This is a genomic window from Bradyrhizobium sp. 930_D9_N1_4 (assembly GCF_052076015.1).
GTDB lineage: Bacteria > Pseudomonadota > Alphaproteobacteria > Rhizobiales > Xanthobacteraceae > Bradyrhizobium.
This window is the reverse complement of record NZ_CP197236.1, coordinates 3,899,349-3,913,542: the sequence shown is the minus strand read 5'-3', so window position 1 is coordinate 3,913,542 and position 14,194 is coordinate 3,899,349. Positions and strand designations below refer to the sequence as shown.

General features: G+C 65.4%; 12 protein-coding genes. 6 read left to right on the top strand and 6 right to left on the bottom strand.

What is annotated here, in order from left to right:
• Window positions 1-37: 37 nt before the first annotated feature.
• From AB7532_RS18435 to AB7532_RS18415, 5 genes are all read left to right on the top strand, one after another.
• Window positions 38-913 (top strand): branched-chain amino acid ABC transporter permease, encoded by an 876-nt coding sequence (locus tag AB7532_RS18435; protein WP_441236186.1) that lies wholly within the window; start codon window positions 38-40, stop codon window positions 911-913.
• A complete protein-coding gene (locus AB7532_RS18430) occupies window positions 910-2,592 on the top strand; it encodes a branched-chain amino acid ABC transporter ATP-binding protein/permease (RefSeq protein WP_441236185.1) in 1,683 nt (560 codons plus the stop codon). The genes AB7532_RS18435 and AB7532_RS18430 overlap by 4 nt, the downstream gene beginning before the upstream one ends.
• Window positions 2,585-3,316: an ABC transporter ATP-binding protein gene (locus AB7532_RS18425; RefSeq protein WP_441236184.1), complete on the top strand. Its 732-nt coding sequence runs from the start codon at window positions 2,585-2,587 to the stop codon at window positions 3,314-3,316. Before AB7532_RS18430 ends, AB7532_RS18425 begins: the two co-directional genes overlap by 8 nt.
• A gap of 23 nt (window positions 3,317-3,339) precedes the next feature.
• The gene (locus tag AB7532_RS18420; protein WP_441236183.1) at window positions 3,340-4,791 is read left to right on the top strand and encodes an aldehyde dehydrogenase; all 1,452 of its coding nucleotides are present in this window, start codon (window positions 3,340-3,342) and stop codon (window positions 4,789-4,791) included.
• A gap of 70 nt (window positions 4,792-4,861) precedes the next feature.
• Window positions 4,862-5,254 carry a cupin domain-containing protein gene (locus AB7532_RS18415; protein ID WP_441236182.1) on the top strand — a complete coding sequence of 131 codons (393 nt, stop codon included), beginning with the start codon at window positions 4,862-4,864 and terminating at the stop codon, window positions 5,252-5,254.
• Here AB7532_RS18415 and AB7532_RS18410 read toward each other — a convergent pair.
• Together AB7532_RS18410 and AB7532_RS18405 are read right to left on the bottom strand one after the other, a co-directional pair.
• On the bottom strand, window positions 5,251-7,239 hold the full coding sequence (locus AB7532_RS18410; RefSeq protein ID WP_441236181.1) for a primary-amine oxidase: 1,989 nt from the start codon (window positions 7,237-7,239) through the stop codon (window positions 5,251-5,253). The genes AB7532_RS18415 and AB7532_RS18410 overlap by 4 nt on opposite strands.
• 21 nt (window positions 7,240-7,260) lie before the next feature.
• A complete protein-coding gene (locus AB7532_RS18405) occupies window positions 7,261-8,451 on the bottom strand; it encodes a serine hydrolase domain-containing protein (RefSeq protein WP_441236180.1) in 1,191 nt (396 codons plus the stop codon).
• A 183-nt stretch (window positions 8,452-8,634) separates the two neighbouring features.
• Between AB7532_RS18405 and AB7532_RS18400 the strand changes: the two genes are divergently transcribed.
• Window positions 8,635-9,618 (top strand): helix-turn-helix domain-containing protein, encoded by a 984-nt coding sequence (locus AB7532_RS18400; RefSeq protein ID WP_441236179.1) that lies wholly within the window; start codon window positions 8,635-8,637, stop codon window positions 9,616-9,618.
• Between the two features lie 182 nt (window positions 9,619-9,800).
• Here AB7532_RS18400 and AB7532_RS18395 read toward each other — a convergent pair whose 3' ends face one another.
• From AB7532_RS18395 to AB7532_RS18380, 4 genes are all read right to left on the bottom strand, one after another.
• Window positions 9,801-10,574 (bottom strand): MetQ/NlpA family ABC transporter substrate-binding protein, encoded by a 774-nt coding sequence (locus AB7532_RS18395; RefSeq protein ID WP_441236178.1) that lies wholly within the window; start codon window positions 10,572-10,574, stop codon window positions 9,801-9,803.
• A 28-nt stretch (window positions 10,575-10,602) separates the two neighbouring features.
• Window positions 10,603-11,268 carry a methionine ABC transporter permease gene (locus tag AB7532_RS18390; protein WP_441236177.1) on the bottom strand — a complete coding sequence of 222 codons (666 nt, stop codon included), beginning with the start codon at window positions 11,266-11,268 and terminating at the stop codon, window positions 10,603-10,605.
• Window positions 11,258-12,397, bottom strand: a complete 1,140-nt coding sequence (locus tag AB7532_RS18385) for a methionine ABC transporter ATP-binding protein (protein ID WP_441236176.1) — start codon at window positions 12,395-12,397, stop codon at window positions 11,258-11,260. Before AB7532_RS18385 ends, AB7532_RS18390 begins: the two co-directional genes overlap by 11 nt.
• A gap of 230 nt (window positions 12,398-12,627) precedes the next feature.
• Window positions 12,628-14,103, bottom strand: coding sequence for a DASS family sodium-coupled anion symporter (locus AB7532_RS18380; RefSeq protein WP_441236175.1), 1,476 nt, complete (start codon window positions 14,101-14,103; stop codon window positions 12,628-12,630).
• Window positions 14,104-14,194 lie beyond the last annotated feature (91 nt).

Sequence of the window (14,194 nt, the reverse complement as noted above, 5' to 3'; positions counted from 1 at the left end):
GAGGCCTGCCTGCCGTCCGCTCTAAGGGACATCGTTTATGCTGCTTGTCGACATCGTCCTGCCGGGCCTCGTGCTCGGCGGCATGTATGCGCTGATCGCGCTCGGGCTGACGCTGCAATATGGCGTGGCGCGGATCATGAACCTGTCTTACGGGGAGTCGCTGGTCGCGGCCGCCTTCGGCGCATTTTCGCTCTACAGCGGTCTCGGGTTGAGCCCGCTCGCAGCGCTGCTGCTGGCCGTGCCGGTCGCGATGGTGCTGAACTGGCTGCTGTATCGCTTCCTGCTGGAACGGCTGATGCGGCGGGGCAAGGACCGGGGCGCGCAGGAGATCGACAGCATCCTCGTCACCTTCGGCGTGCTGTTCGTGATCCAGGGCGCCATGCTGGTTGCGTTCGGCGGTCAGTATTACAGCTACAGCTATCTCTCGATTCCGCTGACGATCATGGGATCGACCCTGGCGGTCAATCGCCTCGTCGCGCTGCTGTTTGCAGCCCTGGTCGGCGGCGCCGTGTATCTCGCCCTCACCCGTACGCGGATCGGCACCGCCGTCCGTGCGATTGCGGTCGACCCTAACGCCGCGCGGCTCGTCGGCATCGACGTCGCGGCCTTGTCAGGATTTGCGTTTGCCTTCGGCGGCGGCCTCGTCGCCATCGGCGGCGTGCTCGTGAGCATGTTCCTCACCTTCAACGCCGCGATGGGCGTGGTCTTCACCATGAAGGCGCTGGTCGTCGTCATCATGGGCGGCGTCGGCAACGTGATGGGCGCGCTGGTCGCAGGGCTGCTGCTCGGCGTGGTCGAAACCGCGGTTGCGCGGCTGGTCGATCCCGGGCTGACGCTGGCTGCGACCTACGCGCTGTTCCTCGGTGTGCTCCTGATCAGGCCGACGGGTCTGTTCGGGAGGGCTGCGTCATGACCGAGTCTCTCCGCCTGCTGCTATGGGGTGTCGCTCCCGTCCTGGCGGCGGCCGTCGTCGCCTATCCGCTTTACGTCAACGGCTATTATCTCGCGCTCGGCATCAGCGTTCTCTATTTCACGGTCCTGGCGACGGCGTGGGCGATGTTCTCCGGTCCCACCCGCTACGTCTCGCTTGCGACGGTCGCCTTCTTCGGCCTCGGCGCCTACACCGCCGCGGTGCTCGGCGAGACCATGCCCTGGCCGGTCGTGGTGCTGGCCGCGGCCGGCGTCGGTGCGCTCACCGCCGCCATCACCGGGCTTTCGACGCTGCGGCTATCAGGCATCTATTTCGTGATCTTCTCCTTCGGCCTTGCCGAGCTGATCCGGCAGCTCGTGATCTGGTACGAGGTCAACATCCACAAATCGGTCGGCCGCTATCTCTTCAGCGCGGTGACACAGGACATTCTCTACTGGCAGCTCCTCGCCCTCACCGCGCTCGTCTTCCTGGTCGGCTGGTGGCTCGGGCGCTCGCGCTATGGGCTGGCCCTGCGCGCCATCGGCGCCGACGAGACCGCGGCCAGTCATTCCGGCATCGATGCGACGCGGGTCAAGCTCGGCGTGTTCATCCTGAGCGCGACCTTCATGGCGATGACCGGCGCGGTGATGGCGCCGCGCTGGACCTATATCGATCCCGCGATCGCCTTCAATCCGACGATCTCCTTCCAGGTCGTGATCATGGCCCTGCTCGGCGGCGCCGGCTCGCTGTTCGGGCCCGTGCTCGGCGTCATCCCGCTGGTGCTGCTGTTCGAGGTTTTGACCGCGACGCTGCCCAACCATTTCAGCATCGTGCTCGGCGTCATCTTCGTTCTCATCGTGATGCTGCTGCCGAACGGCGTGATCGGCCTGTTCGGGGTCGGGCGCTGGCGCGTCCCGGCCGGTCGTCCCAATGCCGCCTCCGCCCGCTCGATGGATGCACCGCTCCTCGGGGTCGAAGGCGTCAGCAAATCATTCAGCGGATTGCGCGCGGTCGATGGCGTCAGCTTCACGGTCGCGCCGGGCCAGATCGTCGGCATCATCGGACCCAACGGCTCCGGCAAGACGACGCTCCTGAATACGCTGTCCGGGGCCTTGCGGCCCTCGTCAGGCACGATCCGGTTCAGCGGCACCGTCCTCAACGGCCTGCGCGCGCACCAGATCGCGCGCCTTGGCCTTGCCCGCACGTTCCAATTGGTCCGCGTGATGCCGGACCTGACCGTTGCGGAAAACGTCGCGGCCGCGCGGCTGTTTTCCGGTGCACCCGCGCCGTCAGGAGCTTCGGACGAGACCGGCCGCGAGCTGCTCGATCTGGTCGGGCTCGGCGCCATGCAAGAGACGCAAGCGGGTGAGTTGACCTATATCGACCAGAAACGGCTCGAACTTGCCCGCGCGCTGGCGCTGCAGCCGCGCCTCGTGCTGCTCGACGAATGGCTGGCAGGGCTCAATCCGAGCGAGCTCGAGACCGGCATCGCCCTGATCGCGAAGCTGCGTGATCGCGGCCTCACCATTATCATGGTCGAGCATGTCATGGACGCGATCCGCGCGCTTTGCGGCCACTGCATCGTCATGAATGCCGGCAGCGTGATCGCGCGCGGTGCGCCGGACGAGGTGTTGTCCGATCCGAAGGTCGTCGCCGCCTATCTCGGAGGCGACGATGCTTGAGGTCGCCGCACTCTCCCACTTCTACGGCAAGCACCAGGCGCTGGCCGACGTCGCGCTCGGAATCAATCAGGGCGAGATCGTCGCCATCCTCGGCGCCAATGGCGCCGGAAAATCGACCCTGCTCAAGAGCATCGCAGGCCTGGTGAAGCCCGCGCCGGGCGCGACGATCCGCTTCGACAGACAGAGCGTCGGCGAGCTGCCGGCTCACCTGATCGTAGAGCGTGGCATTGCGCTTGTGCCCGAGGGACGCGGCGTCTTCGGCGATCTGACGGTTGCCGAGAATTTGCAGCTCGGCGCCTACCCGGCCCGTGCGCGCACAGGCGAAGCGGACCGGCTTGCCAAAATCCTGAACCTGTTCCCGCGCTTGGCCGAGCGCATGCGCCAGGCTGTCCGCACCATGAGCGGCGGCGAGCAGCAGATGGTCGCGATCGGCCGCGCGCTGATGTCGAACCCGCAACTCCTTTTGCTCGACGAACCCTCGCTCGGCCTGTCGCCGCTGCTCAGCCGAGAGGTGTTCCGTGCACTCTCTCAAATTCGCACCGATGGCCTCAGTGTGCTGCTGGTCGAGCAGAACGCACGCGCAAGCCTCGACATCGCCGACCGCGTCTACCTGATCGAGTCCGGCCGCAACGCCGGCAGCGGACTGGCGGCCGCGATGAAGAACGATCCCGAGATCCAGCGCGCCTATCTCGGCAAGGCGCGCACTGCATCGCCATCACAATAGTCACCCAACCCATGGAGAGCGCCATGAACGCAATCGACCTTCTCATCGGCGGCAAGGACCAGGCGGCCAGCAATCAGCGCACTTTCCAGCGCCACAACCCGATCTCCGGCGAGGTCGCGACAACCGTGGCGGCGGCCTCGATCGAGGATGCCATGCGTGCCGCCGACGCTGCGGCCGCCGCCTTCCCGGCCTGGTCGCAGCTCGGCCCGTCCGAGCGCCGCAAGCGGCTCAGCGCCGCCGCCGACATCCTCGCGCGCCGGGCGCCGGAATTCACCGCGCTGATGGTGGCCGAGACCGGCGCCACCGCGGGCTGGGCCGGCTTCAACGTGCATCTGGCCGAAGGCATGCTGCGCGAGGCCGCCGCCATGACGACGCAGATTTCCGGTGAAGTCATTCCGACCGACAAGCCGGACAATCTCGCCTTGGCCTTCCGCCAGCCGGTCGGCGTGGTGCTCGGCATTGCGCCGTGGAACGCGCCCGTGATCCTTGGCGTGCGCTCGGTCGCGATGCCGCTCGCCTGCGGCAACACGGTGGTGCTGAAGGCCTCCGAGATGAGCCCGGGCGTGCACCGGCTGATCGGAAGCTGCCTCGCTGAAGCCGGCCTCGGCGATGGCGTCGTCAATGTCGTGACCAACGCGCCGGAGGATGCGCAGGCCGTAGTCGAGGCGCTGATCGCGCATCCCGCCGTCCGCCGCGTTAACTTCACAGGCTCGACCCGGGTCGGCCGCCTCATCGCGCTGGCTTGCGCAAAGCATTTGAAGCGTGCGCTGCTGGAGCTCGGCGGCAAGGCCCCGCTCGTCATTCTTGACGACGCCGACCTCGACGCCGCCGTGAACGCGGCTGCCTTCGGCGCCTTCATGAACCAGGGCCAGATCTGCATGTCGACGGAGCGCATCGTCGTCGACGACAAGGTCGCGGATGCCTTCATCGCCAAATTCGCTGCGAAAGCGAACGGTCTTCCCTTCGGCGATCCCCGCAAGGGCAATGTCGTGTTAGGCTCGCTGGTCAGCGGCGCCGCCTGCGATCGCGTCCGCGGCCTGATCGACGATGCCGTCGCTAAGGGCGCGGTGGTTGCCGCCGGCGGACACGGCAGCGGCACGATCATGCCGGCGACGATCGTCGATCACGTCACCCCCGCGATGCGTATCTATGGCGAGGAAAGCTTCGGCCCGGTCGTGACCGTCGTGCGCGTCAGCGGGGTCGACGAGGCCGTGCGCGTCGCCAACGACACCGAATATGGCCTCTCCTCCGCCGTGTTCGGCCGCGACATCGCGCGGGCACTGGCCGTTGCCAAACGGATCGAGGCCGGCATCTGCCACGTCAACGCCCCGACGGTGCATGACGAGCCGCAGATGCCGTTCGGCGGCACCAAGGCATCAGGCTACGGCCGCTTCGGCGGCAAGGCCGCCATCGACGAATTCACCGAGCTGCGCTGGATCACGTTGCAGACCGGCCCGCGGCACTATCCGTTCTGATCGGCACTGGGTGGGAAACGTCGTGTGTCTGCGATAGGCTCGCTTCCGAGTCAGTTTGGGGGATGAAGACATGGCGGAGCCCGGCTTCGGTCGGTTCATGAAGGACCACCGGGAGTTTTTCAACGCGCTGGCCGCGGATGGCTGGCGCGCCATCCCCGGCTATGTCGGCGTCGAGGAAAAGATCCTGTCCGGCCGCTTCGATCACCCGAGCAAGACGGGCGCGGTAACCCGCCTGTCGCGCTGGGCCGCCGGCGCGTCGGTGGAACATCCGGTCTCGCATGATTGGTGCGAGGAGGTCTTCCTGGTGTCGGGCACGCTGTCGATCGGCACTGCATCGCAGGAAGAACAGCTGCTGGAGGCCGGCACTTATGCCGTGCGGCCGGCCCATGTCGCGCATGGACCGTTCTTCACCCGTGACGGCTGCCTGATGATCGAGTTTCTCTATTATCCGCCGACGGCCTAAATCTTACAGCACGAGCCGCCGGCATCCTTCTGTTCGCCCGCCAGCACGCTGCGGCTGTTACGCTCCGGCGGGATGTCGCCGGCGGCATTGGCCGCGAAGAAGCCGGTCGGCTTCAGCATGAAGCCGGCATATTCGACCGGCATGATCGGGAAATCTTCGGGCTTGCAGATATGGGTGTGGCCAAACGAGTGCCACAGCACGATATCGGTATTCTCGATGTTGCGGTTCTGGGCTGCGTAGCGCGGCAGGCCGTCGCCGCCGGCATGGACGTTGGGATAATCGCCGCTGGCGTACTTTTCCGCCGCATCGAACGCCGTGACCCAGACATGCTTCGTCGCAAAGCCGCCGCGCTTGCGCACATAGCTGCCCTCCTGCGCCAGCATCAGCGGGCTCGGATTGACCACGAGCTTGTAGGCCGGCGCATTGCCGACCGAATTGGTCTCGTTGGGATTGCTGATCTTCCAGAACCGCCCGGTCTCACCATTGGCGATCGCCGCCGCATCGCGCTCGCGCGACAGCACCCGCGTCGTGGTGTCGAAGGCGTTGCCATGCGGATTGTCGTGGCCCCAGGGCCGCGGCACGAAGTCGTGCTCGGTGACGGTGTTACCGCCGCCGTCGAGATCCATGTGCATGCGCACGTTGAAGAAGTGCTGGTGCGTCGGACCGCCGAGATTGTCGTCGACCATGCCGCCCCATTTGTACTTTTCGCCTGATAGCACGGCGGCAGTCTGGATGATGCCGGTGAGTTTCGTCTCGAGCTGGATCGTGCCGTCCTGGTACAGATACCAGTAGAAGCCGTAATCGTAATTGCCGACGGTCGCGAAGAACGAGATCACGAGCCGCCGCGAGCGCCGGACCTCGAACAGGCCGTTGCGGAATTCGTAATGTTTCCAGGCAATTCCGTAGTCTTCTTCATGCATGCAGATGGCGTTCTGCATGACGAAGGGTTCGCCCTTGTTGTCCGCGGCGGGCACGTCGAAATAGTGGATGTTGCCAAGGCAGTCGCAGCCGAGCTCCAGCGCATTGGCGAGCATGCCGAGCCCGTATTCGCCGGCATCGAACGCCGACTTCCAGAAATGGTTCTCCGTCGGATCGGCATAGGGCACCACCATCTCGGTGACGCTGGCGCGGTGGATCAGCGAACGTTTGCGCGTCCCGTCCTGATAGGCGAGCTGATGCAGCACCAGGCCCTCGCGCGGCGTGAAGCCGACGCGAAATCTCCATTTCTGCCAGTCGACCTTCCAGCCGTCGACCTTGAAGCTCGCACCCTCCGGCTGTTCGATATGCAGCGGCTTGATGTCGGTGCGCGGGCTCGTGACCTCATGCGCGCCGTAGTTCCGCTTCTTGCGCGGGATCGGCACGATCGGGTCTGCGTCGGTGAGGTCGATGACCTTGCCGCCGATGAGGTCGACCACGGCGACGACGCCCTCGATCGGATGGGCATAGCCGTTGTCCTGAAGGTGCTCGCGGAAAAAGCTGACGGCACGCACGATGCGGGCGCCGCGCTCATACTCGAAATCGAAGAAGCCCGAGGAGAACGGATCGACCTGAACCAGCTCGATCTCCTTGTCGGTGAGCCCGCGCCGGACCATCGCCGCGCGCCAGCCGGGATCGGCCTTCACCACCGCCTCGCACTTGAAGAACTCTTCCAGCATCACCGGCGGCTGCCCGTAGGGCGCCTCGCGGTTCGGAATGATCTTGCGGCCGACGATCTCGTTGCGGGCGAGATCGACGATGTGCTCGATCGCCTCGCCCGTGGTGACGTCCAGCGTCAGCGCGAAGGCGCGGCGCGGCGTTCCGCCCGCAGCCAGCTCTTGCTTGGTCGGCTCCTCCAGCCGCACCGTCGGGAAGCGGCAATTCTCGGGCGAGGTCGCAGCCGTGCGCACCAGGGTGCAGGCCGCAGTGATCTCGTCCGCGGTCAGGGGATCGAGCGGATGCAGCGCGGCGGTCTGCGCTGGCGATTTGGCTTTGACGGTATCGAGCATGATGATGTCCGGAGGTCAGTGCTAGGCGAGATGCGTGGTGATGGCGCGGAAGGCGGCGAACCAGCGTTGGTCGATCGGGACGTCCATCGCCTTCGGCTGCGTCGCGAGCTTGACGATGACGGTGTCGGAGTCGAGATCGACATAGAGGTGCTGGCCGTGGATGCCGATCCCGGTCAGTGCATTGCGCGCCGGGTCGATCGTGAACCATTTGCTGCGATAGCGCGCGCCGGGGAAGAATTCGGCGAGGTCGCCGTCAGCCCAGGCTTTGGGATCGCCATTCTCGCGGATGTCGTCGATCCACCAGCCCGGCACGACCTGCCGTCCCTCGACCACGCCGCGATTGCGCATCATCTCGCCGAAGCGGAGGAGATCGCGCGCGGTGACCGAGAGGCCGCCGGCGATGCGGCCCATGCCATGGCTGTCGAGCGTGAGCGAACCGTCCTCTTCGGCTCCCATCGGCTGCCAGAGATAGTCGGAGAGGATGCGGTGGTAAGGCATTCCGCAGGCGCGCTCATAGACCCAGCCGAGGACCTCGGTGTTGGTCGAGACGTAGTGGAACACCTTGCCGTGCGGCTTGCCGGTGCCGCGCAGCGTGGTGAGATAGGCGCGCTGATGCCCGGCCTCGACGCCCGGCGGCGGCACGTCCCAGCCCGAGGAGAAGCGATAGCGGGCGACGTCGCCGGCGGGATCCTCGTAGTCCTCCTCGAACTGGATCGCCACGGCCATGTCGAGAAGGTTGCGCACAGTGCAACTGCCATAGACGGACGCCTCCAGCTCCGGCACGTAGCGCACCACCCTCGCATCCGGATCGAGCAAGCCGCGCGCTGCCAGCACGCCACCGAGTGTGCCGGCCACCGCCTTGCTGATCGAGCAGATCAGATGCGGCGTCGTCACGCTCATGCCGTCGCCATACCATTCGTGGATCAGCGTGCCCCGGTGCATCACAAGCAGCGTATCGGCGAAGGTCTCGCGCAGCGTGGCCTCGATCGTGGTCGGCTTGCCGTCCGGCGCGGTGAAGCCGAGCTTTGACAGCTCGCGTGGCGCGCTCGGCATCGGTGTCGGCTGCGCAGACCGGCGGACCTCGGCGGTCGGCAGCACTTCGCGGGTGTGGGTGAAGCCCCAGCGGATCGCAGGAAAGCTGCGCCAGTTGGCGCGGGTCACCTGAGCCTCGGGTGCGGGCGGGCTGCCGCGCATGATGTCCGTCGGTCGCATCTCGATCCCTCCGCCAAGCCGTCCCAACCCCGGTGTCGGGAACGGCTGGGGAGGAAGACTGCACGGAAGGCTGGATCGGACGTTATCGAGATCCAGCAATATTTTGCTGGACACGGCCCATGGCCGTGCCAGTCTGGCGTGGTTCTTGCCAGCTATTTGGCTGGAGAATTCTGACGTGCTGTCATGGCCTTAAGTGCAACTCTTCCGATTCAAGAATCGGCTGGCAGCCTGCTCCAGGCTGTTAGCACCGATGTCGACGAGCATTGCGCCACGCTCGGCCGCTGGCGGCTGAGCTACGACCAGATCAGCGCCGGCGCTTTTCGGGGCAGCTTTACGCAACTCTCCCTGCCCCGGCTCGAAGTGTTCCGCGAAATCACCAGCCAGCAGGTACGCCAATACGGCCAGCTCGGTGCCGACAGCTTCGGCATCGGCCTGCCCTGGGACGGCCAAGGCGAAATCAGCTGCAACGGGACCAGCGCCAGGGGCGCCCGCGTGCTCGCCAGCATCGACGCCGAGATCGACATGTGCACACCGAAGGCCTTCGAGCTGCGCGGAGTCGTCGCCAGCACGGTGCTGATCGCGGAGCTTGCCGCCCGGCTCGATATCGAATTGCCGCGCGCCGTCTGGCACCAGTTGCGGATGATCGAGACGGCGGAAGCACCGGTCGCGCGGCTGCGCGCGCATCTGGCCGCCATTCAAGAGACCATCACGGCCGCCCCTGAAAACTTCGACGATCCGGACGCAAGGCAGGCCCTGGAAGACGCCCTCCTCGTCGAGATCATGGACATGCTGCCGACGGCGCGCACCAGCGATCCCGGCCGCAGCTCCGCCGCGCGCAAGCGCACCGTGGATCGCGCCCGCGAACTGATGCATGGCAGCGGCGAGCGCGCACTGTCGCTACTGGAGGTCTGCAAGGCGGTCGGCGCCAGCCCGCGCAAGCTCGGCTATTGCTTCCAGGAAGTCGTGGGCACGAGCCCGATGCACTATTGGCGCGCAATGCGTCTGAACCGCGTGCGGCGCGACCTCAAGCGCGGTACCGGGAGCTCGGTCTACGACGTCGCCGTGCAGCACGGCATCTGGCACTTCAGCCAGTTCTCGCTGGACTACAAGCGCCACTTCTCCGAGCTGCCCTCGGAAACGCTGCGGCGCGCCAGGCTCGCTGCCTGACGCGCGTTCCGACCCTTGGCCGGGATGAAGACGTGGCGAGCACGTCGCTTGCGGCCATCCTTCGAGACGCCTGCCTTCAGCAGGCCCTCAGGATGAGGTCGCGTTTGGCGGCGAGAGATATCAGACCCTCATGGTGAGGAGCCCGCGCGAGCGGGCGTCTCGAACCATGTAGGCCGGGCATGTTACCAGGTCGGCAGATAAGTGCCTTTGAAGCGCGTCTCCAGGAACGCCTTCACCTGGTCCGAGTGATAGGCCTCGATCAGCTGCTTCACCCACGGCTTGTCCTTGTCCTCCTCGCGGACGGCGAGGATGTTGACCCAGGGGCCATCAGGGTTTTCGCGGGCGATCGCGTCGGTCGCCGGATTGAGGCCGGCCTGTACGGCGTAATTGTTGTTGATCGAGACGACGTCGACGTCCTGCAACGCGCGTGGAAGCTGGGCGGCATCGAGCTCGACGAAGCGGAGCTTCTTCGGATTGTCGGTGATGTCCGCGATGGTCGACGCGACGTTGTTCGCGTCCTTCAGCTTGATCACGCCGTGCAGCGCAAGGATCATCAAGCCGCGGGCGCCGTTGGTGGGATCGTTGGCGATCGCGACGCGGGCGCCTTCCGGCAGGTCGGCGAGCTTCTTGTATTTCTGCGAATAGACGCCCTGGGGTGAGCCGATCGTGTTCGCGACCTTGACGATCTTCCAGCCGGTCTTGGAGAGCTGGTTCTTCAAATACGGCTCGTGCTGGAACGAGTTGGCCTCGAGGTCCTTCAGCGCTAGCGCCTGGTTCGGGATCACGTAGTCGGTGAATTCGACCACCTTGATGTCGAGGCCGCGTTCGGCGCCGACCTTCTTCACGACATCGAGGATCTCGGCATGGGGACCGGCGGTGACGCCGACGCGGATGGTTTCGGCGTGAGCCGTGGTCGCAAGCAAGGCTGCAGCCGCAAGGGTTGCGAGAAAGCGCATGGAAGTCTCCAGTGTCAGGAAGTTTGAATTAGCGGTGCCGGAGCCGGCGATTGACCCGGCGTGCCAGATAGTCGCCCGCGCTCTGCACGAGCTGCACCAGCGCAATCAGCACGACGACGACGGCGAGCATCATCTCCGGCATGAAACGCTGGTAGCCGTAGCGGATGCCGAGGTCGCCCAAGCCGCCGCCACCGACAGCACCGACCATGGCGGAGTAACCGAGCAGGCTGACCACTGCGAGCGTCAGCGCCAGCAGCAGGCCCGGCAATGCCTCCGGGATCAGCACCTTGAGCACGATCTGGATCGGCGAAGCGCCGAACGAGGACGCGGTTTCGATCAGGCCGCCATCGACTTCACGGATCGCAGCTTCGACGAGGCGCGCGATGAACGGCGTCGATGCGATCACCAGCGGCACGATCGCCGCGGTCGAGCCGATCGACGTGCCGGCCACGAGCCGCGTGAACGGGATGATCGCGACGACCAGAATGATGAACGGCGTGGACCGCGTCGCATTGACGACGATGCCGAGCACGCGGTTGATGGCGGGCGCAGAGAACAGCTCCCCCTTGCGGCTGGTCGCGAGAAAGACGCCGAGCGGCAGGCCGAAGGCGGTGCCGAGCAGCGCCGCGATGCCGACCATGTACAGGCTTTCGCCGGTGGCCTGGATGATCAGGTTGATGAGTTCAGGCGACATAGCCGAGACGCTCCGCCGAGAATTGATATTGAGACAGCCAGGCCAGCGTTCGCGTCACCGCGTCCTCGCCACCGGGAATACCTAATGTGAGCGAGCCGACATGCTGGCCGCCGATCTCGTCGATGCGCGCCGACAACAACGCCACGTCGAGACCGAGCTCGCGTGCGAGCCGCGCCACCACCGTGTCGCCGGCCCCTGCCCCGCGCACCTGGACGCGGATCACGGCCTGTCCGCCAGCGGACGGCTCCGTGACGATCCGGCTCGCCAGCGAGACCGGCAGGCTGTCGCCGATCGCTTCGGCGAGGAAGGACTGCGTGATCGGATGCCTCGGGTGCGTGAAAATGTCGGCGACATGGCCGCTCTCGACGACATGGCCGGCATCCAACACCACCACTTCCTTGGCGAGCTGGCGGACGACGGACATTTCATGGGTGATCAGCACTATGGTCACGCCCAGCTCGCGATTGATGTTCGCAAGCAGATCGAGGATGGCGCGTGTGGTCTGCGGATCGAGCGCGGAGGTCGCCTCGTCCGACAGCAGCACGTCCGGCCGCGTCGCCAGTGCGCGGGCGATGCCGACGCGCTGCTTCTGGCCGCCGGAAAGCTCAGACGGATAGCGGTCGTGCTTGTCAGCGATGTCGACCAGGTCGAGCAGCTCGGCGACGCGGCTCTTGATATCGGCTTTGGCCCAGCCCGCGATTTCAAGCGGCAGCGCGATATTGTCGGCCGCGGTGCGCGACGACAGCAGGTTGAAGTGCTGGAAGATCATGCCGATCGAGCGCTGCGCCAGCCGCAGCTCGCGGCCGGCCAGTGCCGAGATATCTCTGTTGTCGACGATGACGCGGCCGGTGGTCGGTTTCTCCAGCCCGTTGATGAGCCTGACCAGGCTCGACTTGCCGGCGCCGGAGCGGCCGATCACACCGGTGATGGAGCCGCGCGGAATCGCGAAGTCGATGTCCTGCAGCGCGTTGACGCCGGGCTTGTTTCGATAGGCCGGATAGATCTTCGAGATGCCTTCGAAACGAACCATAGCGTCCGATTCAGCCGCGGCAGGTGAAATCGCTTCAAGCGTTTCGAGCGGCTGTCCGATCGCGAGCGATTGGTGGGCGTTCATGGAAGCGGCCTTCATGCACAATAATTCGCCGGCTCGCCCGCCGGGAGGCGCACGGGAACCAGGTCGCATTCAGCGACGGGGAACAGAGACCGCGCCGTGATGTGCGCTGCACTGCAGCACGCACCATCGCCTTTTCAGGTCTTTCTTGCAATTTCAGATATTTGGGAGGGGGTGGATGAAGTTTCCCCAATCCCTCTCCGGAGAAGAATATTCCCTTCGCCGGGGGTATCAGCCTCCTGCCCGGCTCACCGGACCATATTCAACCAAGGCATCACGATCATCAGCAGGCCCGCGAAATACAGCAGCCCGAATAGCAGCCCAAAGCCCCAGAACTGCCTCTTCCCGATATAGCCGCTCCCAAAATACATCGGCGCGGGCCCCGTCGCGTATGGCGAGATCACACCCATCAGGCCGAGCGAATACATGCAGAGCATCGCAAGCGTCGTGACCGGCAGGCCGGGAATGCCCGATCCGACCGCGAGCACCACCGGCAGCACGGCAGCGGCATGCGAGGTAATGCTCGAAAAGAAATAGTGGATCCAGAAGAACAGCGCGACCAGCAACAGCATCGCGGTCGACGGCGACAGACCCGCGAGCGGTTTGGCGTATTCGGTCGCGAACCATTTGATGAAGCCGATCTCGTTGAGGCCCGAGGCCAGCGTCAGCAGCGAGGTGAAATAGAAGAACACCTCCCAGGCGCTCTTCTCGCTGACGATGTCGGCAAACTCGATCACGCCCGTCACGAGCATCAGCGAGATCACGATGAAGACGACGGTGGTGGCGTTGACGAAGTTCGAGCCCAATAGCGGCACGTGGATGTCCGGGCTGGAGCCGGCGATCCACAGGAACATCGCGAGGATGATCAGGGCCAGCATGATCCACTCGTTGCGCGACATCGGGCCCATCTCGGCGAGCTCCTTCGCCGCCCATTCGGATATTTCGGGACTGCGCTTCACCTCCGGCCGGCACACGATGTAACTCAGCAGCGGGACGACGACCATCAGGAGGATGCCGAGCGGCGCAAAGCCGATGAACCATTGCGCCCAGCTCACCTCAACACCGGCGGTCTTCTTGGCGATCGCCAGCGCTGCCGCGTTCGGTGCAAGCGCGGTGAAAAACAGCGAGCTGGTGATCGCGGTCGCGGCGAATGCCGTCCACATCACATAGGTGCCGATCCTGCCGGCAGTCGGCCCGGGCTCGGAGCCGTAGATGCGGGGAATGTTGCTGATGATGGGATAGACGATGCCGCCGCTGCGCGCGGTATTGGACGGCGTCGCCGGCGCCAGCAGGAAGTCGGACATCGCCACCGCGTAACCCAGGCCAAGCGTATTCCGCCCGAGCTTCTGCACAAGCGCCAGCGCGATGCGCCGGCCGAGTTGGCTCTTGCGGTAACCGATCGAGAACACGAAAGCCCCGACGATCAACCACACCGTGCTCTCGGCAAAGCCTGCCAGCATCCAGCGCAGCGATTTGCCGGGATCGGCGTCGATATAACCGGCGACGCCTGCCACCGTCAGGCCGATAAAGCCGACCGCGCCGACCGGCATCGACTCCAGAATGAGCCCGGTGATGACCGCCGCGAACACGGCAAAATAGTGCCACTGGTTGACGTTGAGGCCCGTCGGCACCGGCCACAGATAGATCGCCAGCCACACCACGAGCGGTGCGATCAGCTTCCAGCGAAACCCTTTTGCTTCCGGCGCCTGAGAACTGGCGGTCATGGACCCTCCCCCTGATTGTCGTCGCGTCATGCGGCTCGTTGACCGAGCCTGCTATTGTCCCAGCGCGGCGTATACGGACTGTCGGCGACGC